We start from the raw sequence: 24913 nt of genomic DNA, 5'->3' as shown, positions 1-24913 counted from the left end.
GATGCTCCAGGGAGCATTTCATGAAGACTTCATTGTGGCTGGCCATGGCTTGCCTGGCTGCCAGCCTGCCCAGCCACGCCGAGCCGTTGAAACCCATCGAACTGAAGGACCAGGAGTTGGCCAACCTGCGGGGCCGCTACGTGATGCCGGGGCGGATCGTGAGTTTCGGCATCGTCATGTCCAGCACCTGGCAAAATGCCAAAGGGGACGTGATCGGGGCGACATCCACGTTGCAGGTCCAGCAATCGACCATCAAGCCCCAGTTCTATGTCTCGATGATTGATGAAAAAGGCACAGGTGCGGCGTCGAGCAACGCTTCTGCTGCGGGCACTGGCGTGGTGACCGGCGGCAACGGCCTTACCACTACCGAAGGCGTCACCCAGGTAGTGCGTGCTGCCGGTGACAACAACACGGCCTACAACAACGTCGATATCAACGTGACCAAGGCCAACCAGGCCCCCGCCGTGCAACAGCAAGGCCAGGTGCTCGCCGCCGGCCAGACCCTGGTCGGCGAAAACGGCGCCGGTGCGCTCAGCGTGTCTTCGAGCGGCGTAGGTGTGCAACTCAACATCAATGCCAGCAATAACCAGGGCAGCAGCGTACAGCGCCTGGCCCAGGGCGGCCTGATGCAGAACTCGACATTGCTCGGCAACGGCAACAGGGTCAACAACGTTACCTCGCTGAACGTTGTGATGCGCGAGAGCGTACCGACCGCTGCGTCGCTCAATGGCAGCCTTGACCAGCTCAAAGGTCTTCGCACCTTCGGATACTGATCTACGCTCTGTCTCATCAAAAGTAGTTGGAAGGGACGGCAACTCCATGTACCGATCTTTATCGCTCAGAGCTTTTGTGTGTTTGACTACCCTGGCCCCCACCGCACTCTACGCAGCCGCCGACCCGCAGGTCGAAGCACTGAAACAGGAACTGATCGAACTTAAACGCCGTTACGAGGCGCAGCAACAAGCGCTGATGGTGCTTGAGCAACGTGTGCGACAGGTCGAGGAGGCCCCCGCAGCGGCGCCACCCAAGCGCCTGGTCAGGTCCCCCGCCGAGGGGGTCAAGGGGGCGCAGACCGTTGCGTCTGGCACACCAGGCACTACAGGCAGTTCCTACGGCCAGGCGCTTACGGCCGATTCCGAACCCGCGCAAAGCGTATCCAACCTGTATGACGAGGCCAGCGGGTTCTTTGGCGGCGGCAAGTTCAGCTTCGAAACGGGTGTTACCTATACCCATTACGATACCCGGGCGCTCACGCTCAATGGCTTCCTGGCGCTGGACTCGATCTTCCTCGGCAGCATCAACCTCGACCGCATCAAGGCCGACAACTGGACCCTGGACATGACTGCGCGCTATAACCTGGCGCAGCGCTGGCAGTTCGACATCAACGTTCCCGTGGTGTACCGCGAGTCCACCTACTCCTCCGGCGGTGCAGGTGGCGCCGGTGCCAGCACCTCGGACGCCAGCGTGACCCGTGACCCGGAAATCGGCGACATCAACGTGGGCGTGGCCTACAAGTTCCTCGACGAGGACGAAACCTGGCCGGACGCTGTCGCCACCCTGCGGGTCAAGGCGCCGACCGGCAAGGACCCGTATGGCATCAAGCTGCGCGAGGTCGACGGCAACAGCAACCTGTCTGTACCGGACAGCCTGCCAACCGGCAACGGCGTGTGGTCGATCACCCCGGGCATCTCGCTGGTCAAGACCTTCGACCCGGCCGTGCTATTCGGCAGCCTGTCGTATACCTACAACATGCAGGACTCGTTCAGTGACATCAGCCCGCAGGTCAACAGCAAGGTGCCAGGTGACGTGAAACTCGGCGACTCCTGGCAGATTGGCGGCGGTATCGCCTTTGCCCTGAACGAAAAGATGAGTATGTCGTTCTCGGTGTCGGACCAGTTCGCCCGCAAAAGCAAGATCAAACCTGATGGCGGCGACTGGCAGTCCATCTCCAACAGTGACTACAACGCGGCCAACTTCAACGTCGGCCTGACCTTCGCCGCCACCAACAACCTCACCATCGTACCCAACCTGTCCATTGGTCTGACCGATGATGCACCGGACTTTTCCTTCAGCCTGAAATTCCCTTACTACTTCTGATACTTGCCCTCTGCCTGGCCCGCACAAGCGGGCCAGGCTTTTGGTTACCAGCCTTGTAGCGAACCGCTTTCCCTTCCCCGGCCTGTTATCATCAAGCACAGATGCATGACGATTTAATGGCAAAAGGGAAGTTTTTGTGAAGAACCTGTCAGACCACCCACGCACCCGGCTTGCCGCGTTGGCAGCCCTGGTGCTGGTGATCCCACTGGGTACGCGCGCCATGCTGGGTTGGTCCAACCCGCTCGGTTACCTGTCCGACCTCGCCCTCGGCAGCCTGCTGGTCTTGCTGCTGCACCGCCGGCCATGGTGGCTGGCCCTGCCCGTGCTGCTGGCCTGGGCAGCCCTGTGGGTGGCTTCGGCCGAACTTGTGAGCGCGGTGGGCCGGTTGCCCACCAGCGCCGACCTCACGTACCTCGTCGACCCGCAATTCATGGAGAATTCGACTGGCGGCGGCCTGGCCCATGCCTGGCTGCCCTTGACCCTTGGCGTTGGCCTGCTCGCCTGGCTAGCCGCCGCCTGGCGCAGCCGATCCCAACGCAGCACACCGCTGCCGCGCAAGGCCTGGGCCATTCCCGTGCTGCTGTTCGCTGCCCATTGGGGCAGCCAGCAACTGGTACCCAGCGACGCCGACCAGTGGCGGCAATACAACCTCAGCCACCAATTGATGTCGGCCGGGGTTGGCAGCCTGGAGCGCAAGGTCGAAGGCTGGATGGGCCGCACGCAACCGTTCACACCGCTGGCCAGCAGCGGCCTCACCCAGTCCGACTTGCATGGCCAGCGCTTGCTGGCCGGGCCCGGTAGCGCCCGCAACCTGCTGGTCATCACCGTAGAAGGCATCCCCGGGGCCTACCTGCGGCCCAACCGCCAGGCCCTGCACAGCCGCTTCGACGAGGACCTCATGCCCAAGGTCAGCCAGTGGGCCGAGCGCGGCATGAACACCCCCGACTACGTGCTGCACACCCACCAGACCATTCGCGGCCTGTACGCCATGCTGTGTGGTGACTACGACAAGCTGGCCAATGGCACGCCCAAGGGTGTGGAGCTGCTGACCCAGAACGAACGCAACCAGGCCTGCCTGCCGGCGCAGCTGCGCCAGGCCGGCTTTACCACCCACTACCTGCAAGGTGCCGGCCTGCGCTTCATGGCCAAGGACCGCATCATGCCGCATATCGGCTTCGACTCGGTGCATGGCCTGGAGTGGTTCCGCAACAAGAACTACCTGGACTTCCCATGGGGCAAGGATGACCGCGCCTTCTTCGAAGGTGCCCTGGACTACGTCGGCCAGCTGCAGAAGCAGGACAAACCCTGGATGCTGACCCTGCTCACCGTGGGTACCCACCAGCCGTACTCGGCACCGGCCGAGTACCTGGAGCGCTATGACACGCCAAAACAGGCGGCGGTCGCCTACCTGGACGATGCGTTGGGGGCATTCCTCGACAACCTCGAGCGCCAGGGCGTGCTCAAGGACACCCTGGTAGTGGTGACTTCTGACGAGTCCCACGGCATCGACGGCGTGCGCCTGGCGTCGTCCTGGGGCTTCAACCTCACCCTGGCGCCAGAGCAGGCGCAACTGCCGCACATCAAACGCGGTACTTACGGCCATATCGATCTGGCCACCTCGGTGCTCGACTACTTTGCGCTGCCCATCCCGATGGCGCTGGGTGGCCGCTCGCTGTACCGCGACTACGACACTGGCCGCGAGATGATCTCCTACACCAACGGCATGCTGCGCTACCACAACGGCCAGGGCGTGTTCACCGAGTGCGATTTCCAGCAGCGCTGCCGGCGTTATGCCAGTGAGGGTTTCATTGCCGACCAGGCCCGCTACCTGGGCCCCGGCGACAGCCTGCTAGGCCAGCAGATCGGTGCACTGGCCGGGGTGCTCGACCAGTCCCTGCTGCAAACCCCGCTCAACCTGCGTTACCAGTTCGGCGGCCCTTCGCCGATCAAGCTGCGCAAGCGCATTCACGATGACTGGGCCGACAACCTGATCGGCGCCCAGTACCTGGAAATGCCGGAAGGTTCGCATACTCGCGTGCGGGTCAAGGTACGCTCGCTGGACCCCAAACGCGCCGCCTATATCCAGCTCAAGGCCAAGCAGCTGGAGCAGGACGTGCCGCTGGGCCTGCCTGCTGAAGTGAAGGTCACCGCCGATGAGCCACTGGAAATGGAATTCAGCTTCGACAACCCGACCGAGCGCAAAGCGTTCTCCTTCCATTTGCTGGGCTACGGCGGCGGCAAGGTGGAAGTCAGTGACTTCAGCGTGATCACCGCGCTGCCAGGCGAGGAAGAGGCCGCGGATGAACTGAGCGAGGGGCATATCGCCCATTCGGGCTGAGCGGCCTACCACTCATCGCCCGGCCACCGGTGTCTGTCGATTCGACCTGAACGTGCTCGACTACTGTGTGAATCCCCTAGCGTGGAGAAAGCACCATGAGCACAAGCGAAAGCAGGCACCCGGTGGTTTCCCGTAGCCAGTGGCTGGCGGCCCGCCGGCAACTGTGGCTGCACGAAAAAGCCTTCACCCACCACCGCGACGCGCTGTCCGCAGCACGTCGCGCACTGCCCTGGGTCAGGGTGGAGCAGGACTACCGCTTCCACGGGCCGGACTGCGACCTGAGCCTGGCCGAGCTGTTCGCGGGCCGAAGCCAGCTGTTGGTCTACCACTTCATGTTTGCCGAAGGCTGGAGCGAAGGCTGCCCCGGCTGCTCGTTCCTGGCCGACCATTTTGACGGTGCCAACCTGCACCTGGCGCACCACGATGTGTCACTGGTGGCGGTATCGCGGGCGCCGTATGCCGAGTTCCAGGCGTTCCGTCGGCGCATGGGCTGGCAGTTCCCCTGGTACTCGTCACACGGCAGCGGTTTCAACGAAGACTTTGGCGTCAGTGTCGGCAGCGAAGGCCAGCGGCAGTACAACTATGAGCCGTATGATGGCAGTGAAACCGAGCTGCCGGGCTTGAGTGCGTTCTATCGCGACGCGGACGGCAGCGTTTACCACACCTATTCGACCTACGCCCGCGGGCTGGACATTCTGGTCAATACCTACAACTTCCTGGACATTGCGCCATTGGGGCGTAACGAAGGCGGGACCATGGACTGGGTGCGGCACCATGACCGCTATGAACAGCAGCCCGGCAAGCCTCATTGCTGCCACAACTGAATGCCAAGCCAGCTTCAATCCGGAAAACTGACCTGAAAACTCACCGCCCGATGATCCGACGGGCCTGCGGCACTGACCTGTCCAGGCTCGGCTGGGGTGCCATCGACGATTGCGTAGTCCAGCATGTTTTGCGGCGCGGTGCTGGGATGGGTTTCGGCGGCTGGCAAAGCCAGCTGGGCGATGTCGGGTGGTGAGATCCAGTTGCCTTGGCCGCTGGGCGTCTGGGCCGAAACGTTGCGTGGATCACGGTTGAAGTCGCCCAATACGATAAAGCGCGAGGGCGTGTGCCAACTTATTTCGCGCAGCATGCGCGGGGCGTTGGGACCACCTGAGGAAATGGCGTGAAAACAGTATACCGTCATGTTTTCTTGCGATGTCGTAAGACGGCGTAGCTGCAAACCCAGTGCAGGACGATATACCGGAGCATTCTGATCATCTGGCAAGCCATCGGAAATCACCACCGCTTGTACGATATCCAGCCCGCTGGCTTCGGAAACGACCAGTGCCAAATTGACCCGCAAGCGTTGAACGTCCAGATAGAAGATATGGTATTGCTCCGGACGCGACATGGTTCCGGCGTTCCACAAGTAGTGATCGACCCGCAAAGTCGTACCGAACTGGTCTGGAACCGGTAATTGGGCGGCGAGCAGCGAAGAAGACGGCATTACGCCTGCTTCCTGAAGGGCCACCACCGCATTGCTGCGCGCCAGTTGCAGCACGAAACTTCGCCATTTCGTCTCGGCCGTTTCCGAAGAACCCTGCATGTTCCAGGTCGCGACACTCACAGGATGCCTGCCAGTCAGCGGGAGCCTGCCCAGTTCGATCAGCGCATCCTGACCGTCATCGCGAACAGAGGCGTGATAATAGTCCCTGATGCCGCCTCGCAGCCGGATGCGGGAGTGCCAAGGGCCGTGCGCCGCACCGACGGCGAACTGCAGCATTCTGAGAGCGTCCCCGTGGTCGAGGATCAGAGGGCCACTCGGTGCCCGCAAGCCGTTCATGATCAAGGCGTGGTGCAGGTGATAAAAACATAACAGCACCGGATAACTGTGCCGAGGATGCACTGCATTGATGTGATCGATGAAGCGACGGTCGTTATATAGGCGACGAAAGACTGACTCCAGAATCTGTGCGTATTGCTGCTGAGAAGCCTCGTTCGAGCGGTGCATGTAGTGAGTCGACACGAAATAGACAAGCCAGACCGCAGTGTGCCGCGCGTCATCGGGCGCATGACGCAGCAGCGCCACGATATCCGTCACGATGATTTCGAACTGAATTTCAAAATGGACTGAGTCTGTGGACGGCGGCAGGTGGGCGCGCGTGTAGTCGTAAATGGCTCTATCAACCGACATGGGCTGGGCTCCCGATCAGGATTGAGTATCAGGGTTGACATGCGCACCTGCATAGACCGCGACCAGCGCACCTTGCTGGACGGCCAATGCAGGGCTTCCTTCGCCGCAATCGAGTTTGATGCTGCTCACCAGCGGGCTCACCGCGTTCCCGTCATAGCAGTACTGATCCAGCTTGCTGCCATCGCCAGTGAACAGCAGTTTGAGCAGTCCGTTATGTACGCAAAGGCCGGGAGAATGGGGATATCGCTTGTCTATAAGGCTGATGCTGCTTGTCCAGTTTTCGCCATCGCATTTGAGCATGTAGTTACGTTTATCTGTCTTGTCCTGATAGATCAGATGAATCAGGTTCTGGTACGTTGCGGCAACCGGGCTCATGTAGGTCAAGACGGATTGATTGCCGTTGTTCTTGACGACGGGCATCTGGCTCCAGTTAATAAGATCGGATGTCGTGGCATACATGATATTGGAACTATTTTGCACTTTATAAAACATGTGCAAGATACCATTGAGCGCCGCGAACGCCGGTGTCTGCGACAGCTGTGCTTGTATGTGCGCCATGGTGATAAAGGTTCTGGAGGCTTCGTTGTAACGGCACACAACAGTCATGTTCGTGGCATCTGCGTAGACCATGACCAAGTCATCCTTGAAGGACACCAGACCGGGCAGGCTGACGCTGGTCTTTCCGGCAATCGCTGTGACCGAAGCCCAGGTGGAGGACGGGCGCCTGCTGAGCATCCTGATCTCGTCGCCGTTGAGGTAGACGCAGTACAGCACATCATTGTGCAGAACCATTCTGCAATCCTGGCTGGAGGTCTCGTCGAGCAGGGTCGACCTGCTCAGGATGCCGTGGAGGTTTTGCGAGTAGTTCAAGTGCATGGCAGTGAGGTTTCCTGAAAGGGAACCGTCATCTGATCGGATCGCAGGCCTGATTTCTGTCGCCCATCAGCGTTTGCGAATGTGGGAAACAGACTGTCCAGTGATGTCCGCTTTCCGCCCTACCAACCTCTGCGTGAACAGTCGGCGAGAAGTTCGCCAATCAGCAGTAGCGTAAGGCGGAAGCGGTTCCCACCAGGGCCTGCGCAATCCTGATATTGCTTCAGCCACGCACACCCAGCATGCCGCGCTCGACAATGAAGTCGATCACCGCCTGCAACCCTTCACCCTTCTTCAGGTTACTGAAAGTCCAGGGACGCTGCGGGCGCATGCGCTGGGTATCGCGCTCCATCACTTCCAGCGAAGCCCCCACATAAGGCGCCAGGTCAGTCTTGTTGATTACCAAAAAGTCCGACTTGGTAATGCCCGGGCCGCCCTTGCGCGGGATCTTCTCGCCCTCGGCCACGTCGATCACGTAGATGGTCAGGTCGGCCAGCTCCGGGCTGAACGTAGCGCTCAGGTTGTCACCGCCGCTTTCGACGAAGATGACCTCCAGGTTGCCAAACTTGCGTGCCAGCGCCTCAACGGCAGCCAGGTTCATCGAAGCATCTTCACGAATGGCCGTGTGCGGACAGCCACCGGTTTCTACTCCGACGATACGCTCCGGCTCAAGTGCGCCAGCCTCGGTGAGGATGCGCTGGTCTTCCTTGGTGTAAATGTCGTTGGTGACCACGGCAATCTGGTAGTGATCGCGCATGGCCTTGCACAGCGCTTCCAGCAGTGCAGTCTTGCCGGAACCGACCGGGCCACCGACGCCGACGCGCAGGGGTTGTTGATAGCTTTGCATGAAGGCAGTCCTCAGGAACGGAACAAACGGGTGTATTGGGTTTCGTGACGCGATGAGGCAATGGCCAGCAACGGCAGGCCGCCACCAAGCTGGTCATCGCCCAGTGCCAGTGCCTGATCGAGGGCGGCAGGCAAACCTGCGCCCAGGTCGCGCAGCAAGGTCTGGGCGGCCTGCTGGCCGAACGGCACCAGCTTGACCCCAGCCATGACCGCGCCCTCCAGCCAGGCAAAACCATGGCCCAGGGCCAGCTGGCGCAGCGGGATGGCCCAGTGCGCAGCCAACCAGGCCATGCCGCCCAATTGGGTCAATTCAAGGCTGGTGCGCCAGGCCGGTGACTGGCCCAGTTGCCAGCCGTCGAGCAGCCGCGCAAACGCCGCGCCGCGCTGCTGTTCTTCCAGGCGTAGCTCGGCGGTTTCGCGGTTGGCCAGCAAGAAGCGGCTCCACTGGGCAAACGCCTCGGCATCCTCGGCCTGACACGCGTGATACAGGCGCGCCAACACCGGCCAGTCGAGGCACGCCAGGGTGTCGGCGACCTGCTCGCGCTGCCAGGCAGCGAAACCGTCCACACCCTTCACCCAGCCAGCCTCCACCGCCCACTCCAGGCCTTGCGAGTAAGTGAAACCACCCACCGGCAAGCCGGGGCTGGCCAGCTGCAGCAGGCGCAGTAACGCCAGGTCGCTGCTCATCAACCGGCCAGCACCAGCGCGGCGCCGGCCAGCAGGCCACCGCCAAAGGCCTTTTGCAGGCCGCTGTGACGGCGCAACAGGCAGCCGACCGCAAAACCTGCCGCCAGCAGCAGGCCGCTGACCGTGACAAAGCCGGCGCTGAACTGCCAGAACGCGCTCGGCGTGGCCTCCACGCCGTGGGCCCAGCCATGGAACAGGGCAAACACGGGCATGGCCATGGCCAGCAGCAACTGCCGGCTCGGCAGCAACATGGCCCCGGCAGCCACCAGCACCGACAGGGCGATCAGGGTCTCCATGCCCAGCACGTCACCGAACAGATGGCCACACACCGCCCCGCCAAACATTGCCGCCAGGGTGGCCAGGGGCAACGTCAGATTGCGCCGGGTCAATGCCGCGAGCACACCAGTGCCGAGCAGCATCAACAAGTGGTCCAGGCCGGTCAGCGGGTGCAGCAGGCCGTCATGCAGTGGGTTGCTGTCATGGCCTGGGTGGGCGAAAGCTGGCACGGCCAGCATCAGCAGAAACAGTGCAAGCGTCTTTTTCATAGGGTTGCTCCAAGGCAGTTCAGGAATGGGCAGGCAGGCGTACGAACGGGTGATCATGGCCATGGCCATGCGGCGCACTCTGGTAGGCACCCGCTTCGGGTTCAAACGGTGCCTGCTCGGTTTCTACCGCCAGGCCCAGGCCACGCAGCATGTCGTCCAGCACATGGTCATGCTGAAAACGCAACAGGCCAGGCTCGATCTGCAGGGGTACATGGCGGTTACCCAAGTGGTAGGCCGCGCGTGCCAACAGGTGCGGATCGGCGCAGCGCACCGTGGAGACAGTTTCGGGCGCTGCCAGCACGCGAATCAGCTGGTTACCCTCGGCATCGGCGAGCAGTTCTCCCCCGCGCAGTAGGTGGCCGCGCTCAAGCATCAAGCCAGCCTCGCGGCCATCGTCCAGGGTGACGCGCAAGCGGCTCTTGATGCGGCTGTCCACATCCAGGGTGACAGTGCCGGTTTCAGTGAGCGTGCCAGGCTCGGTGATGCGGCGGGTCAGGACAATCATCGGTGCTCCTTCAAAACAGGAAGTAACGCTGGGCCAGCGGCAATTCGCTGGCCGGCTCGCAGACCAACAGTTCGCCATCTGCGCGTACCTGGTAGGTCTGCGCATCTACCTCGATCAGCGGTTGCAAGGTGTTGTGGACCATGTCCGGCTTGCGCACGCGGCGGCAGCCGTTGACCACGCCAATCAGGCTGCGCAGGTTCAGGTCTTCGGCCAGGCCACTGTCCATGGCCGCCTGGGGCAGGAAGGTCATGCGTGTGGCATGCCGCGCCGCGCCGAGGGCACCGAACATCGGCCGGTAATGCACCGGCTGCGGCGTGGGGATGGAGCCGTTGATATCGCCCATCGGCGCGGTGACGATCATTCCGCCCTTGATCACCAGCGCCGGTTTGACCGCGAAGAACGCCGGCGACCACAGCACCAGGTCCGCCAGCTTGCCCGCCTCCACCGAGCCGACTTCATGGCCGATGCCATGCGTCAGCGCCGGGTTGATGGTGTACTTGGCGATGTAGCGCTTGACCCGGAAGTTGTCGCTGTACTGCGTGTCAGGTGGCAAAGGCCCGCGTCGCAGTTTCATCTGGTGGGCGACCTGCCAGGTGCGCAGCACCACTTCACCCACCCGGCCCATGGCCTGTGAGTCGGAGGACGTCATGGCAAAGGCTCCCATGTCATGCAGGATGTCCTCTGCCGCGATGGTTTCGCGACGGATGCGCGATTCGGCAAAGGCCACGTCCTCGGCGATGCTCGGGTCCAGATGGTGGCAGACCATGAGCATGTCCAGGTGCTCGTCCACGGTGTTGACCGTGTACGGCAGGGTCGGGTTGGTCGAAGACGGCAGCACGTTGGCCTGCCCCGCCGCGCGGATGATGTCTGGCGCATGACCACCACCGGCGCCTTCGGTGTGGAAGGTATGGATGGTGCGGTCACCGATGGCCGCCAAGGTGTCTTCAATGCACCCGGACTCATTGAGGGTGTCGGTGTGGATCGCCACCTGGATGTCCATTTCCTCGGCCACGCCCAGGCAGCAGTCGATGGCTGCCGGTGTCGAACCCCAATCCTCATGAAGCTTGAGGCCCACCGCACCGGCCGCGATCTGCTCACGCAACGCTTCTGGCCGCGAGGCATTGCCCTTGCCCAGCAAACCAATGTTGATCGGCAGGCTGTCGGCGGCCTGCAGCATGCGCGCCAGGTACCAGGGGCCGGGGGTGCAGGTGGTGGCATTGGTGCCGGTGGCCGGCCCGGTGCCACCGCCGATGAAGGTGGTGACACCGCTGTTCAGCGCTTCGTCTACCTGCTGCGGGCAAATGAAGTGGATATGCGAATCGACGCCGCCCGCGGTAACGATCTTGCCCTCGGCCGCGATCACTTCGGTGCCCGGGCCCACCGGCACATTGACGCCGGGTTGCACATCGGGGTTGCCGGCCTTGCCGATCACCGCAATACGCCCGTGCTTAATGCCGATATCGGCCTTGACGATACCCCAGTGGTCGATGATCAAGGCGTTGGTCAGCACCAGGTCCATGGCCTCGGCGGCCAGCATCTGGCCTTGCCCCATGCCGTCGCGGATTACCTTGCCGCCGCCGAACTTCACCTCTTCGCCGTAGATCGTGAAGTCTTTCTCCACCTCTACCCACAGTGCCGTGTCGGCCAGCCGCACGCGGTCGCCGACCGTGGGGCCAAACATGTCGGCATAGGCCCGGCGAGAAATACGGCTCATACCCTGCCCTCCAGCGCGCCCATCACCTTGCCCTGGAAGCCATACACCTCACGCTTGCCAGCGTAGGCCACCAATTGCACGGTACGTGCCTGGCCCGGCTCGAAACGCACCGCGGTGCCGGCCGGAATATCCAGGCGAAAGCCCAAGGTAGGCGCACGGTCGAACACCAGCGCGTCATTGACTTCGTAGAAGTGGTAGTGCGAGCCGACCTGTACCGGCCGGTCGCCGTGGTTGGCCACGCTGACGCTGACCGTTTCACGGCCAGTGTTCAGTTCGATGTCGCCAGCGGCGACCTGGATTTCACCTGGGATCATGTGGGGTTCCTGGGCGGGTTCAGACAATGGGGTCATGCACGGTCACCAGCTTGGTGCCATCCGGGAAGGTCGCTTCGACCTGCACGTCGTGGAGCATTTCGGCAATGCCGGGCATCACCTGGTCACGGGTCAGCACTTCGCGCCCCAGGCTCATCAGTTCGGCCACGGTGCGACCATCGCGGGCGCCTTCCAGCACAGCGGCACTGATCAGCGCCACGGCTTCCGGGTAATTGAGCTTCAGGCCACGCGCCAGGCGCCGTTCTGCCAGCAAGGCGGCGGTGAACAGCAGCAGTTTGTCTTTCTCTCTCGGGGTCAGCTCCATGGCGCTCTCTCAGGTGGCCCAAATTCGTGGAGGGCACGCAGGCAGGCCGAGGACGGCCGGACGCAGCACGTGCCACAGGTGTTGCAGGGTGCGTTGCAAGTGTTGGTTGTCATGGTCGACTACACGGATGACCAGCAGCGACCCCAGCAGCGTCGCGCCAGCCGGGTTGGCCAGTTCATCGAGCAATGGGCGAACCTGTTCCAGTACCGCCTGGTCGGCCGGTGCCGCGCAGAACGTAGCGAGCAACGGGTGGCCGCCGAGCTTGTCCAGGCGCCCGCCTTCTATGCGCAGGCGTTCATGCAGGCCGACTTCGTCGGGCAGTTCGATGTGCAAACGGCTGTCCAGCGCGCCCTGTTCGAAACGCTCGTTCATCACCGGGCGCCCCATGCACAGGGTCTCCCAGGCCAACAGGCGCGCCCCGGGTTCCAGGGTAAAACGGCTGTCGAGGCTGGCGCGGGCGCCCGAAAAGAAGATGCTGTCTTGCGGCAGCCATTCCAGGGTGCTGCCAGCGCCCAGCCGAAAGCGCTGGGTCAACCGTGCTGTCGGGCCAATGCTGCGGTAGAACTTGCTGGCACCGGGCATGGTCAGCAGTGCGTGGCTGCCGGGTTCCAGCTGGATATCCAGTTCCAGACGGTCGCCGGCGACAACGCCGCCCGGCGGGTGCAGCACGTAAACGTGGCACGGTGCACCTTCAGGATAGAAAGGCCGCTGCACCAAAAGAGGTCCGAAATGCCGCCACGCACCAAGGCGGGTCACATCGTCACGCCTGACAAAGCGCAACTGCAGGTGGGCGCTCCAGCCTGCATCGTCTTGTTGTAGTTCGATCTGCTCCGCGAGCGACATCCTGCGGCCCCTGAAATCCGTGGCCTATCGGCCGTTTAGAGAGTCCGGCGCAGGGCGCTGCTTGCGCTCACGGCCTGACCACTCGATCAAATTCGCAGGCTGGATATAGCAGGTTGCGGGCCAACTCCGCAGGTGAAGGCAGATGAAACTTTTAGCGCAGCCGCTCTGGCATCGGGCATACCGGGGGATGGCGCACAAAGCGGGGGCGTACCCGGGCCCTGTTTCGGTGCCCTTCATTGCTACGGAACTGCAAGCTCCGCCCGACGAATAATTCGTTAGCCTGCTTTCATTTCCCGGATGTAACAGCCATCATGGACCCACGCCCAACCGCCCACCCGCGAAAGAGCCCATGACCGCGCAACAACCCGCCCCCACCAGCAATACCCTGCACATCACCCTGCAGATCCTGTCGATCGTTTTCTATACCTTCATTGCCTTCCTCTGCATCGGCCTGCCGATTGCGGTGCTGCCTGGCTATGTGCACGACCAGTTGGGCTTTGGCGCGGTGATCGCCGGCGTGACCATTGGCCTGCAATACCTGGCCACCCTGCTTAGCCGCCCGTTCGCCGGGCGCGTTGCAGATACCCTCGGCGGCAAGCAGGCCATCCGCTTCGGCCTGCTGGGGATTGCCGGTTGCGGTGTACTGACCCTGCTGTCCGCCTGGTCCCTGACGCTGCCGCTGCTCAGCCTGGCGCTATTGCTTACTGGCCGGTTGCTGCTGGGCATCGCCCAGGGGCTGATCGGCGTGGCCACCTTGAGTTGGGGCATCAGCCAGGTCGGCCCCGAACACACCGCCAGGGTGATCTCGTGGAACGGTATCGCCTCCTATGGTGCCATCGCGATTGGCGCCCCGTTGGGCGTGCTGGCCGTGGACGGGCTGGACTTCAGCGTGCTCGGGCCGGCATTGCTGGTACTGGCGGTTGTTGCTCTGCTGGTGTTGCGCAAACGGCCTGACGTGGTGGTGGTACGCGGCGAGCGCCTGCCGTTCTGGTCCGCTTTTGGTCGTGTCGCCCCATGCGGCCTGGGCCTGACCTTGGCCTCGATCGGCTATGGCACCCTGACCACCTTCGTCACCCTGTACTACCTGGAGCGCGGCTGGGCCGGCGCCGCCTGGTGCCTGAGTGCATTTGGTGTGTGCTTCATCATTTCGCGGCTGCTGTTCGTCAACGCGGTCAACCGCTTTGGTGGCTACAACGTGGCAGTCGCCTGCATGGGCACCGAGGTGCTCGGCCTGAGCCTGCTGTGGCTGGCGCCTTCGCCGGCCTGGGCGCTGGTGGGCGCCGGGCTTACGGGTTTCGGGCTTTCGCTGGTCTATCCAGCGCTGGGCGTCGAAGCCATCAAGCAGGTACCCAGCAGCAGCCGTGGCGCGGGGTTGGGCGCCTATGCAGTGTTCTTCGACATGGCCCTCGCCATCGCCGGGCCGGTGATGGGGGCAGTGGCCGTGCACCTGGGCTATGCGTCGATCTTCTGCGTGGCAGCCCTACTCGCCCTGGCCGGGGTAGGCCTAACGCTGTTGCTGTCGCGTCGCGCCCGCCTCGGCTGATCGCTCGCCCAGTTGCGCCGGCCCCAGTGCCTGGCTGAAAAACGCCGCCGTTTCCCGTTCCAGCGAATGATGGATATGGCGGCGGTCCACACCCTCGGCATCTTTGCACAACGCCGGCATGCGCGCGTATTGCTCGGTGTCGCAGTGGGCCATGAACACAAAATGGCCAGCGCCGGCCAACAGGCGGTAATCCGGTGTGACCGGCAGCTTGTGGGCCAGCGCCTCGGCGTTGCGGTCCACGGCCACCAGCTGATCGCTGTCACCGCTGTAGATCAGCGCAGGCACCTGCACACCGGCCAAGGCATGGCGGCCAAACAGCAGGCTCAGCGGAGCCATCAGCATCACGGCCCCTACGCGCGGGTCTGCCTGTGGCGCCAGCTCGCTGCGGTCGGCGATCAGAATACCGTGGGTTTTGCAGGCATCGGCGTCGTTCGGGCGCTCCAGGCAATACTGACGCAGGCGGTCCAGGTCGGGGCGCGCACCAGACAGGATCAACGCCGTTTCACCGCCGGCCGAATAGCCGATCACGCCCACCTTGCCATCATTCAGGTAAGGCCCGAGCAATCCGTCGTCACGGGCGGCGCTGATTGCAGCGCTGACCTGTAGCGGCCGACCATAAAGGTTACTCAGGGTGCCCAGGCGACTGTGGTCGCGGGCGTTGTCCCCGGGGTGCACGACCGCCACCACCACGAAGCCCTGGCGCGCCAACGAGGTGGCCAGGTAATGCAGGGCCAGCGGGCTGCCGGTATTGCCATGGGACAGCACCAGCAACGGGAACTCGCCCATGGCAACGGGTGCCTCTTCCGCCACCTCGATGGGGTAGCCGTCTATGCGGCTGCTGCGGGTTTTGCCGGTAGCGGGGTAAAACGCCAGCGCTTGCATTGGCCGGCTATCGACCGGGTCGGTCAATGTCATGTGGTGCATGCCGGCGACCCAAGACGCAGCCTCGGCATGGGCCAGCAGGCCGCCGAGTAGGGCCAGGGCCAACACGCAGCGTGGAATGGTCATCGGCCGGCGGTTCCTTGCAGGGCGAAGTGATGGCCCAGCATAGAACCGGCGTGGCACACACCGGATGAAAACTGGATGAAACCCTCGTCATGCAGGGTGCGCGTGCGCGCTATGCATTTGCGCATGGCGTCGAACCCGTGGCATAGATGCAGGTCCACGTTAATACGTGACCGTATTGCGCCATTGAAGGAGATTCATGCATGAGCAAGCCCGCCTACGTGCCACCCAAGGTCTGGCGCAACGACGCAGCATCCGGCGGCCAGTTCGCCAGCATCAACCGCCCGGTTGCCGGCCCCACGCACGACAAGGAGCTGCCGCTGGGCAAGCACCCGCTGCAGTTGTATTCCCTGGCCACGCCCAATGGCGTCAAGGTCACGATTGCCCTTGAAGAGCTGCTCGCCCTGGGCCATGCCGGTGCCGAATACGATGCCTGGCTGATCCGCATTGGCGAGGGCGACCAGTTTTCCAGTGGCTTCGTGCAGGTAAACCCCAACTCGAAGATCCCTGCCCTGCTCGACCGCAGTGTCGAACCGCCGGTGCGAGTGTTCGAATCGGGCTCGATCCTGCTGTACCTGGCGGACAAGTTCGCAGCACTGCTGCCCGCATCACCGGCTGCGCGTACCGAGAGCCTGAACTGGTTGTTCTGGCAAATGGGTGCGGCACCTTACCTGGGCGGTGGCTTTGGGCATTTCTATGTCTATGCGCCGGAAAAGTTCGAATACGCCATCAACCGCTTCACCATGGAAGCCAAGCGCCAGCTGGATGTACTTGAACGCCGTCTGGCTGAAAGCCGCTATTTGGGCGGTGACGAGTACAGCATTGCCGACATCGCCGTGTGGCCGTGGTATGGCCAGTTGGTGCGCGGCAACCTGTATGGCGCGGCAGAGTTCCTGGCGGTGGATGAGTACCCCCATGTGCAGCGCTGGGCCGAGGAGATTGCCCTGCGCCCTGCGGTGCAGCGCGGTACCCGGGTGAACCGCACCTGGGGGGATGAAGACAGCCAGGTGCCGGAGCGGCACGCTGCGGCGGACCTTGATTAACAGGTTACGGCAATATGCTGGGCAGCTTTCTTGCTGGGAGGCTGCCACACGCCAACCGGGTAACGCTCAAAACTCGACCGTATACCCCACAATCACCCGGTTTTCATCTGCCGCATCGGCAAAGTTCGAACGCATGCTCGCATTACGCCAACGCAGCGATACATTGCGCAGCGGCCCCGACTGCACCACGTAGGTGATATCCGTGGTCCGCTCCCATTCCCGGCCTTCGCCATCACCAGCTGCCAACGCCTGGCCTTTGGTGCTGGCAATGCGCTGCGGGTCCACCTGATCGCCCTTCACATAGCGCACATTGAAGGTAAGCCCCGGGATACCCAAGGCAGCAAAGTTGTAGTCATACCGCAGCATCCAGGCCCGCTCGTTCGCCAGGGCAAACGTGCTGACCTGCTGTTCGCTGAACAGATAAGTATCGGTGCCCCCCACGTAGGCGTACGCCGTATCACCACGCACTTTCTGATAACCACCGCTGAAGGTATGGCCCTGAACGCTATACCCGAAGTTGGTGCTGAGCGTCTGGTTGTCGACTTCGCCCAGCATTGCACGGCCCTGCTCCCGAGCGCTGAACCAGCGCCACTCGGTGAAGACGTCCCCCGGGCCAAGACCGGTCTTGAACTTGAACCCGGCAAAATCACGGCGGAACAGGTCCTCCAGCGTACTGGTGTGCAGGCTGAGGGTGAGGTTGTTCAGGGCTTGATAGTCAGCACCGGCGTAGTACAACCGGTCGCTGGTGACCGTTGCCGAATAGGCCCCTTGCTGCGCCATGGCCGTCAGGTGCTCGTAGTCGGTGGAGTCTCGCAACTTGGTGGCATCGACGTGCAGCAGGGTAAAGGTAAACCGGTCCAGGTCCTTGCTGACCAGCTGCGCACCGTTGAACCACTGAGGGAACAGCCGGCTGTTGTTGGACGCCAGCAGCGGTAGCTGCGGGCTCAGGCCACCGACTTTCAATTCGCTCTGCGCCAGCCTGGCCTTGAACGTAGCGACAGCCTTGGCGTAGTCATCCACGGCGCTTTTGTCACTGCCACGTGGCAGCAGGCCGGTGCCGCTGCGGTCGGGCGAGGAATCCAGCTTCACCCCCAGCATGCCCGCCAGGTCCAGGCCAAAGCCGAGCACGCCGCCGGTGTAGCCAGACTGCAAGCGCAGCATCAAGCCCTGGGCCCATTCACCACGCCGGGATTGGCTGGCGCTGTCACCGTGGAAGTCGCGGTCGAAATAGAAATTGCGCAGTTCCAGGCTGCCACTGCCGTCATCGACAAAGGCGGCCTGGGCGGTTTGCCAGGCGCAGCAAAGCGCCGCGAGCATCAGCGATGCTCGCCGGGATGTATTGATCATGGGGGTGCCTTGTTCTTGTTGTTGTTCGCGAAGGCTCGGCGCCAATCAGTTTTTGGGGTTGCGCACGTAGCGCATCACCACCAGGCAGGCAATCAGGATCAGCGGGGCAATGGACAGCATGCCCATGGAGGTGCTGCCGGTAAGGTCATTGATCTTGCCCACCATCACCGGCGCAACGATGCCGCTCAGTTGCCCGACCGAGTTGATCGCCGCAGTACCGGTGGCAATCGCCAGGCCCGAGAAGGTCGATTGCGGGATGGTCCAGAAGATCGGGATGGCAATGAAGGTGCCTGCGGTGGCCAGCACCAACGCGGCCATCATTGCTACCGACGAGTCGGAAAACAGGCACGCCAGCAAGTAGCCGACAGCCGCTGCAAGCAGGCAATACACCAGGTAGCGCTTGCGCTCGCCGGTACGGTCGGAGCGGCGGGTGAGCAACACCATGCCGATGCAGGCCACTGCGTAAGGCAACGCAGACAGCACACCGACCCAGAGCATGTCCTGCACACCCGATGACTTGATCAGGTGCGGCATCCAGAAGTTGAGGCCATACGACGCGGTTTTGACCACGTAGTAGATGAACGCCATGATTGCCACTTCGCGGGTCAGCAGTACCCGCCAGATCGAACCGAGAATAGGCTTTTCGGTGCGTTTGTCCTGGGCCAGGTTTTCCTTCAGCAGGTCTTTCTCTTCACGGCTCAACCATTTTGCCGCGTCGATGTCACGGTCCAGCTTCCATAGCACCAACAGCCCCAGCACCACGCAAGGCAGGCCGGACATCAGGAACAACCAATGCCAGCCGGCAAGGCCCAGCACGCCGTCCATGGTGCCCAGCAAGAAGCCGGCTGCCGGGCCACCCACCGCGCCCGCCAGCGGCACCGCCAGGAACCACAACCCATTCATCTTCGCCAGGTGCTTGCGGGGGAACCAGCAAGCCAGGTAGAACAGGATCGCCGGGCCGAAGCCGGCCTCCATCACGCCGATCAGAAAACGCAGGAAGTACAGGGTGTACTGGGTATAGGCAAACACCAGCGCCGCCGTGGCCAGGCCCCACGACACCATGATCCGGCAGATCCAGGCCGGTGCGCCGTAGCGCTTCAGGCCCAGGCTGCTGGGCACCTCGAACAGCACGTAGCCCACGAAGAACATGCTTGCGGCCAGGCCGTAGGCGGCATCGCTCAGGCCCAGTTCCTGCTGCATCTGGGCTTTGGCGAAACTGATGTTGATGCGGTCGAAGTACGAGAACAGGAAGCAGATGATGGCCAGCGGCATGATGCGCCAGGCCACGCGGCGGTACAGCAGCAGTTCATCGATGTGACTGTCGGTGCGCTCACGCGCCAGTTCGCCTGTCATGGCAACCATGGTGGATCTCCATTCTTGTAATTATTGGAGAGCAGCAGCGCCTCGGTGGGCGCCGCTTGCAGATTTTTCAGCGGATGCGGATCAGTTTTTCCTTGAAGGCCTGGCCTTTGTCGACGTACTCGGCGGCGTTGCGCTGCATGGCGGCGATGGCTTGCGGCGTCAATTCCCGCACCACCTTGGCCGGTGCCCCCAGGATCAGCGAATTGTCTGGGAACACCTTGCCCTCGGTAACGATGGCACCGGCACCGACCAGGCAGTTTTTGCCAATGACCGCGCCATTGAGGATCACCGCCTGGATGCCGATCAACGCACCATCACTGATGGTGCAGCCATGCAGCATTGCCTGGTGGCCGATGGTGACACCCCGCCCCACGGTCAGCGCAAAGCCGGGGTCGGCGTGCAGCACCGCACCTTCCTGCACGTTGCTGTGCTGGCCGATCCGAATGGGTTCGTTGTCACCCCGCAGCACGGCCTGCGGCCACACACTGACGCCTTGTTCCAGGGTAACGTCGCCAATCACGCTGGCATCCTCGGCAACGAAGGTTTCCGGGTGCAGGCTGGGCACGAGGGTGTCGTATTGGTAAATCGCCATTTCAACTTCTCCTCAAGCCGCGTCGTCGGTTTTCAGTACGCCGGCTGCGCAGAGTTGGGCGATGTGCTCATCGCTGTAACCCAGCTCGCGCATCACCTGGCGGGTGTGCTCGCCAACCCGCGCAATCGCCCGGCGTGGCTGCAGGCGCTGGCCGTCCAGCGACAGGGGCAGCAACGGCATCGGTGTGTGGCTGCCGTCTTCCAGTTGCAGGTCGGCCATGCCGCCGCTCTGCTGCAGGTGCGGGTCGTCGAACAGTTCTTCCGGGCGGCGGATCGGCGCAAAGGGTATGCCGTTGGCTTCCAGTTGCAACGCCAGCTGCTCGGCATCCAGGGGTGCGAACACCTCGGCCAGGTGCGCCAGCAGACGCGGGCGTTGCAACACGCGGTCGTTGTTGCTGGCCAGCGTCGGGTCATCGAGCAAGGCGGTCTGCCCCAGTACCTGGCACAGCGCGTGCCACTGCCCCTCACCGGTTGCGGCAACGAACATCTGCTCGCCACCGGCGAAGCTGAACACGTCATAGATGGCCCAGGCACTGATGCGGTTGGGCATCGGTGCTGCGGCCTGGCCGGTGACCACGTATTGCTGCATGTGCTGGGCGGCCAGTAGCACACAGTTCTCGTACAGGGCGCTTTGCACCTCGCGGCCAGTGCCGGTGGTATGGCGCTCGTTGAGCGCAGCCAGCACGCCAATGGCACCGAACATGCCACCCATGATGTCGTTTACCGAACTGCCTGCGCGCAGGGGGCGGCCCACCGGCCCTGTCATGTAGGCCAGGCCAGCCATCATCTGCACCACTTCGTCCAGCGCCAGGCGGTTGTCATAGGGCCCACTGAGGAAGCCCTTGTGCGAGGCGTAGATCAACCGTGGGTTGCGTTGACGCAGCGCGGCGTAATCCAGGCCCAGCTTGTGCATGCGCCCGGGTTTGAAGTTCTCGATGAACACGTCGGCGGTGTCGATCAGTTGCAGCACGGCCTCACGGCCTTCCGGCGTTTCGACATCGACGGCGATGCATTGCTTGTTGCGGTTGAAGGTGCGAAAGAAACCCGCGCCCGCCCCCAGCAGGCGGCGCGTGCCGTCGCCACGCACGGGTTCGATCTTGATCACTTCGGCGCCAAGGTCACCAAGGATCATGCCGCAGGTCGGGCCCATGACCATGTGCGAAATCTCGACGACACGGATGCCGTCCAAGGGAAGTCTGGACATCTTTTCATTCCTCGTTCGGGCGGGTCAGGCGGTGGCGAAATTCAGCGGTAATCCGGCGCGGGCGATGCAGCCGTACAGGGGCTCGCCCGGCAACGCCTCGCTCAGCACATGGCGCGACTCGATCAGGGCAGGCAAGTCGATACCGGTGTGGTAGCCCATGCTTTGCAGCATGAACACCAAGTCTTCGGTGACGGTGTTGCCAGAGGCGCCAGGGGCGAACGGGCAGCCACCCAGGCCCGCCAGCGAGGCATCCAGTTCGCGGATGCCCTGCTGCACCGCGACCAGGCTGTTGGCCAGGGCCAGGCCACGGGTGTCATGAAAGTGCGCGGCCCTCAGGCGTTCGCCGGCAATCGCCCGCACGGCCTGCAGCACCGTCGCCACCTGGCCCGGGTTGGCGTAGCCAGTGGTGTCGCCCAGCGAGACAAGGTCGCAACCGGCTTCTATCACCTGGCGCGTCAGTGCACACAGGTCGGCCAGCGGCACCTCGCCCTGGCGCGTGCAGCCAAAGGCCACTGACATACCGGCAATCACCTGCACCGCTTGCAGGCCCATTTCGCTACGCAGTTGGCACATGCGCCCCAGCTCTTCGACCATCTCCATCGGCGTGCGCCGCACGTTGGCCAGGCTGTGCGCCATGCTGACCGACACCGGGGCGACAATACGATGAGCGCCGGACTCCAGTGCATCCCGTGCCCCGCGCAGGTTCGGCGCCAATACAGTGACGTGCAGGTCCGGGTATGTCAGCGCATGGGCCACCACTTCGCGGGCATCGGCCATTTGCGGCAGCAAGCGTGCCGGCACGAACGAAGCAACCTCCATATGGCGCACGCCGGCGGCATAAGCGGCGTCGATCCAGCGGCGCTTGGCCGCTGTCGGCATAATCGTCTGCAAGCTCTGCAAACCATCGCGCATACCGACTTCGTTGATTGTTATTGTTGTCATCACGGTCTCTCTGTCTGAAGCGTTGCGCCAGACTACGAGCTGCATGACGGTGGGAAAAGACGTGTTTCACGGGCTGATCCATCGTCAACCACGATGGATCAGCCCGGCATCTGCCAGGCAGGCGCACGCAACAGCAGGTGGTCCAGCAGGCGGCGCGCCGACAGTGACAACGTGTGCCGGTCGCGCATGCAGATGACGAACTCACCCAGCGCCCAATCGTCAGTCAGCGGGATCACTCGCAGGTCGAACAACGCCGCATAACGGGCCACGGCTTCCTGCGGGAACACCGCCAGGCCCAGGCCGAACTGCACCAGGCGGTACGCCGCGTCAAACGACGACACATACGAGCGAAAACGCAACTCCCTACCCGCCTGTTCGGCACTTTTGCGCATGAAGCTGTTCAAGGTGGCAAACGCCGACAGGCCCAGGTGTTCGTAATCCAGCGTGTCTTCAAAGGCAACCTGGCTGCGCCCGGCCAAGGGATGTTCGGCGCCAACCACCACGGCCAGGTGGTCCTGGCGATAGGGCACGAACTCCAGGTCGCCCACCGCCATGGACTTGCGGCAAATCCCCAGGTCCGCATTGCCCTCCGCCACACCGCGCACCACGTCCGGGCTGAAGCGCTCTTCGATATCGGCCTGGATCAGCGGGTTTTGCAGCATGAACGCCGACAGTTCTTCAGGCAGGAACTCCATGATCGACGACACATTGGCCAACACCCGCACATGGCCGCGCGCACCTTCAGCGTACTCGCTCAGCTCACTGTCCAGGCGTTCCATGGCGCGGGTCATTTCCCGCGCATGTCGCAGCAGGGCCTGACCTGCCGGAGTAGGCTCCACGCCGCGTTTGCTGCGCTTGAGCAAAGCGGTGCCAAAACGCGCCTCAATGTCCGAAATACGTTTGCTGACGGCGGACGGCGCCATGAATGCGCGCTCGCCAGCGCGAGCGATGGTGCCTTCTTCGCAAACGACGATAAACAGGCTCAGGGACAGGTGGTCGAGGGGCTGCATGGCTTTGCTCGGCATCGGGAGGTGGAAGGCCGGTGCACTGTAGCAAAATCGGCAAGCCCCCCGTCTGTTGGGTCGCAAAGGCCTGCCCCAATCCCCAACTCTGGGGGAACGGTGCCCACCCACAACAACGTGTAAAGCGCCGTGGCTGAAAGCTGGATCCCATGTGCCACAAGGCCTGCAACGCAATTTTCAAGTTATGGCACAGCTCTTGCCGATCTCCTGCCAGACGCCCCAAGTCCATGGGCCCGTTTGCAGGAGGAATAGACTCATGCACCGACCGATACCCCACCCGCTGGCTGTGGCGATTTTCGCCGGCATGCTCCAGCTCCCGGCGCAGGCTGCCCTGAACGCTGTCGATCCAGGCGCCTACGTCCCCGCCAACGGCGGCTTCCCAGCCTGGTACCAGGACAGTCACGGTCGTACCCTCGACCTGTGCCTGACCAAGGCGGTCAGCTCCAGGGTTGCCGGCGCACCCGGCGCACCGTCGTACATGTGCACGCTGCTGCCCACACCCGGTGTGTTCGACGATACCCAACCCATCGTCTTCCCCACCAACTTCCCTGACGAAGCGTTCTGGTTCACCGCCGACGCCGCCATCGTCGACGCCGCACGTGGCATCGACCTCAGCTACGGTACCGCGATCGAGGCGGCTTTCGCCGCCGAAGAACCGGTCGAGGGTGACCAGGTCAGCTTCGCTCGGGTTCGCATCCGGGTCGATGTACCCACCGCCGGCACCTACGTGGTCACCCACCCCTACGGCGTCGAAGTCTTCGATGTGCCTGCCGCCGGGCGCCGGGCGATCAACATGACCCGCGACATCGGCATTGCCGGCGCAGGTGACTTCACCGGCGCGCTCAAGGGCGATGTCGGGCCGTTCCTGCGCAGTGTCAACGGCCCGTACACCGAAGGCAACGAACGCTTCATCGGTGACCCGAACCTGGAAGAACGGGTAACCGGCAGCCCGTTCAACACCAACTTCGTACGTATCGAAGGCCCCGGGGGCATCGACCTGCGTACGGAACTGTTCGCGATTTCCGGCAAGCTCTCGACCGTCGCCCTGCCTACCCCGCTGATGCCTCAACGCAGTACGTATTCGCGGCACACCGAGAACGGCAACCTGCGCGCGCAGCAGGATATCTTCGTGATGGCCCCACCTCCACCGGCCAGCGTCACCCTGACCAGCCAGGCGCCCAGCCTGAACCTCACCGAGGCCAACGGCACCGGCGCCTGGTATGCCCAGTCGGCCCTCAACCCGGCAGCCGGCACCATCCTGACGCTGAGCGCCGACAACAGCGTGGCGATCCCGACCAGCAGCCTGACCACGCGCAACGTGCCGCTGACCGATCTGGTCACCATCACCCAGGCGCAATACCGCCTCTCCACGGGCGAGCTGACCCTGGTGGCAAGCACCAGCGACGAAACCACCCCGCCAGTGCTAACCGCACATACCGGCAACGGCACGCTGATCGGCAACCTGGGCGGTACCGGCGCCGTGAAAACGTTGAGCATGACCCTCTCGCCGATCCCGCCGGCCAAGGTGCAGGTCACCAGTGCCAATGGTGGTAGCGACACCGAAGACGTGGTGCTGGTGCCATGAACAGACAAA

At 63.1% G+C, this 24913-nt stretch carries 24 protein-coding genes; 7 read left to right on the top strand and 17 right to left on the bottom strand.

Going from position 1 to position 24913, the window contains the following annotated elements; all coding sequences use genetic code 11:
- The first annotated feature begins 20 nt into the window (after positions 1 to 20).
- The 4 genes from ACQKPZ_RS10720 to ACQKPZ_RS10705 all read left to right on the top strand — a co-directional run bounded on the left by ACQKPZ_RS10720 (position 21) and on the right by ACQKPZ_RS10705 (position 5259).
- Positions 21 to 773, top strand: a complete 753-nt coding sequence (locus ACQKPZ_RS10720) for a hypothetical protein (protein ID WP_427537627.1) — start codon at positions 21 to 23, stop codon at positions 771 to 773.
- 46 nt (positions 774 to 819) lie between these two features.
- Positions 820 to 2097, top strand: a complete 1278-nt coding sequence (locus tag ACQKPZ_RS10715) for a hypothetical protein (RefSeq protein ID WP_427537624.1) — start codon at positions 820 to 822, stop codon at positions 2095 to 2097.
- Between the two features lie 136 nt (positions 2098 to 2233).
- A complete protein-coding gene (locus tag ACQKPZ_RS10710; protein ID WP_427537621.1) occupies positions 2234 to 4435 on the top strand; it encodes an LTA synthase family protein in 2202 nt (733 codons plus the stop codon).
- Positions 4436 to 4530: 95 nt separating this feature from the next.
- Positions 4531 to 5259, top strand: a complete 729-nt coding sequence (locus tag ACQKPZ_RS10705; RefSeq protein ID WP_427537618.1) for a DUF899 domain-containing protein — start codon at positions 4531 to 4533, stop codon at positions 5257 to 5259.
- Between the two features lie 14 nt (positions 5260 to 5273).
- On the opposite strand, the gene ACQKPZ_RS10700 is transcribed toward ACQKPZ_RS10705, so the two are convergent.
- The 10 genes from ACQKPZ_RS10700 to ACQKPZ_RS10655 all read right to left on the bottom strand — a co-directional run bounded on the left by ACQKPZ_RS10700 (position 5274) and on the right by ACQKPZ_RS10655 (position 13260).
- Positions 5274 to 6611, bottom strand: a complete 1338-nt coding sequence (locus ACQKPZ_RS10700; protein WP_427537616.1) for an endonuclease/exonuclease/phosphatase family protein — start codon at positions 6609 to 6611, stop codon at positions 5274 to 5276.
- A 15-nt stretch (positions 6612 to 6626) separates the two neighbouring features.
- Positions 6627 to 7487, bottom strand: coding sequence for a hypothetical protein (locus ACQKPZ_RS10695; protein ID WP_391133229.1), 861 nt, complete (start codon positions 7485 to 7487; stop codon positions 6627 to 6629).
- A 220-nt stretch (positions 7488 to 7707) separates the two neighbouring features.
- The gene (gene ureG / locus ACQKPZ_RS10690) at positions 7708 to 8331 is read right to left on the bottom strand and encodes an urease accessory protein UreG (RefSeq protein ID WP_010953755.1); all 624 of its coding nucleotides are present in this window, start codon (positions 8329 to 8331) and stop codon (positions 7708 to 7710) included.
- Between the two features lie 11 nt (positions 8332 to 8342).
- Positions 8343 to 9017: an urease accessory protein UreF gene (locus ACQKPZ_RS10685; RefSeq protein WP_427537613.1), complete on the bottom strand. Its 675-nt coding sequence runs from the start codon at positions 9015 to 9017 to the stop codon at positions 8343 to 8345.
- Positions 9017 to 9562, bottom strand: a complete 546-nt coding sequence (locus tag ACQKPZ_RS10680) for a HupE/UreJ family protein (RefSeq protein ID WP_427537610.1) — start codon at positions 9560 to 9562, stop codon at positions 9017 to 9019. The genes ACQKPZ_RS10685 and ACQKPZ_RS10680 overlap by 1 nt, the downstream gene beginning before the upstream one ends.
- A gap of 19 nt (positions 9563 to 9581) precedes the next feature.
- A complete protein-coding gene (gene ureE, locus ACQKPZ_RS10675; RefSeq protein ID WP_427537607.1) occupies positions 9582 to 10067 on the bottom strand; it encodes an urease accessory protein UreE in 486 nt (161 codons plus the stop codon).
- Positions 10068 to 10077: 10 nt separating this feature from the next.
- Positions 10078 to 11781, bottom strand: a complete 1704-nt coding sequence (gene ureC, locus ACQKPZ_RS10670) for an urease subunit alpha (RefSeq protein ID WP_427537604.1) — start codon at positions 11779 to 11781, stop codon at positions 10078 to 10080.
- Entirely contained in the window at positions 11778 to 12095 is a 318-nt protein-coding gene (locus ACQKPZ_RS10665; RefSeq protein WP_391133213.1) for an urease subunit beta, read from the bottom strand. The genes ureC and ACQKPZ_RS10665 overlap by 4 nt, the downstream gene beginning before the upstream one ends.
- Before the next feature lie 19 nt (positions 12096 to 12114).
- Positions 12115 to 12417: an urease subunit gamma gene (locus ACQKPZ_RS10660; RefSeq protein ID WP_427537601.1), complete on the bottom strand. Its 303-nt coding sequence runs from the start codon at positions 12415 to 12417 to the stop codon at positions 12115 to 12117.
- Between the two features lie 9 nt (positions 12418 to 12426).
- On the bottom strand, positions 12427 to 13260 hold the full coding sequence (locus tag ACQKPZ_RS10655) for an urease accessory protein UreD (protein WP_427537598.1): 834 nt from the start codon (positions 13258 to 13260) through the stop codon (positions 12427 to 12429).
- 349 nt (positions 13261 to 13609) lie between these two features.
- Here ACQKPZ_RS10655 and ACQKPZ_RS10650 point away from each other — a divergent pair, with 349 nt between their 5' ends.
- Positions 13610 to 14803, top strand: a complete 1194-nt coding sequence (locus ACQKPZ_RS10650) for an MFS transporter (RefSeq protein WP_427537595.1) — start codon at positions 13610 to 13612, stop codon at positions 14801 to 14803.
- On the opposite strand, the gene ACQKPZ_RS10645 is transcribed toward ACQKPZ_RS10650, so the two are convergent.
- A complete protein-coding gene (locus ACQKPZ_RS10645; RefSeq protein ID WP_427537592.1) occupies positions 14765 to 15811 on the bottom strand; it encodes an alpha/beta hydrolase family protein in 1047 nt (348 codons plus the stop codon). The two genes, ACQKPZ_RS10650 and ACQKPZ_RS10645, sit on opposite strands and share 39 nt — an antisense overlap.
- Positions 15812 to 16011: 200 nt before the next feature.
- Between ACQKPZ_RS10645 and yghU the strand changes: the two genes are divergently transcribed.
- Positions 16012 to 16851 carry a glutathione-dependent disulfide-bond oxidoreductase gene (gene yghU, locus ACQKPZ_RS10640; protein WP_427537589.1) on the top strand — a complete coding sequence of 280 codons (840 nt, stop codon included), beginning with the start codon at positions 16012 to 16014 and terminating at the stop codon, positions 16849 to 16851.
- A gap of 66 nt (positions 16852 to 16917) precedes the next feature.
- Here yghU and ACQKPZ_RS10635 read toward each other — a convergent pair whose 3' ends face one another.
- From ACQKPZ_RS10635 to ACQKPZ_RS10610, 6 genes are all read right to left on the bottom strand, one after another.
- Complete coding sequence (locus ACQKPZ_RS10635; RefSeq protein WP_427537586.1) at positions 16918 to 18198, bottom strand: OprD family porin; 1281 nt, start codon at positions 18196 to 18198, stop codon at positions 16918 to 16920.
- Between the two features lie 45 nt (positions 18199 to 18243).
- Positions 18244 to 19560, bottom strand: a complete 1317-nt coding sequence (locus ACQKPZ_RS10630; protein WP_403203794.1) for an MFS transporter — start codon at positions 19558 to 19560, stop codon at positions 18244 to 18246.
- A 67-nt stretch (positions 19561 to 19627) separates the two neighbouring features.
- Positions 19628 to 20152 (bottom strand): gamma carbonic anhydrase family protein, encoded by a 525-nt coding sequence (locus ACQKPZ_RS10625; protein ID WP_427537583.1) that lies wholly within the window; start codon positions 20150 to 20152, stop codon positions 19628 to 19630.
- A gap of 12 nt (positions 20153 to 20164) precedes the next feature.
- Positions 20165 to 21355 carry a CaiB/BaiF CoA transferase family protein gene (locus ACQKPZ_RS10620; RefSeq protein ID WP_427537580.1) on the bottom strand — a complete coding sequence of 397 codons (1191 nt, stop codon included), beginning with the start codon at positions 21353 to 21355 and terminating at the stop codon, positions 20165 to 20167.
- A gap of 24 nt (positions 21356 to 21379) precedes the next feature.
- On the bottom strand, positions 21380 to 22297 hold the full coding sequence (locus ACQKPZ_RS10615; RefSeq protein ID WP_427537577.1) for a hydroxymethylglutaryl-CoA lyase: 918 nt from the start codon (positions 22295 to 22297) through the stop codon (positions 21380 to 21382).
- Between the two features lie 98 nt (positions 22298 to 22395).
- A complete protein-coding gene (locus tag ACQKPZ_RS10610; protein WP_427537574.1) occupies positions 22396 to 23307 on the bottom strand; it encodes a LysR family transcriptional regulator in 912 nt (303 codons plus the stop codon).
- 268 nt (positions 23308 to 23575) lie between these two features.
- Between ACQKPZ_RS10610 and ACQKPZ_RS10605 the strand changes: the two genes are divergently transcribed.
- Positions 23576 to 24904 carry a hypothetical protein gene (locus tag ACQKPZ_RS10605; RefSeq protein WP_427537571.1) on the top strand — a complete coding sequence of 443 codons (1329 nt, stop codon included), beginning with the start codon at positions 23576 to 23578 and terminating at the stop codon, positions 24902 to 24904.
- Positions 24905 to 24913: the final 9 nt, after the last annotated feature.

The organism is Pseudomonas sp. NPDC089547 (assembly GCF_050280665.1).
Taxonomy (GTDB): Bacteria; Pseudomonadota; Gammaproteobacteria; order Pseudomonadales; family Pseudomonadaceae; genus Aquipseudomonas.
Note: the sequence above shows the minus strand (reverse complement) of the source record. Positions and strands in the feature narration are given on the sequence as shown.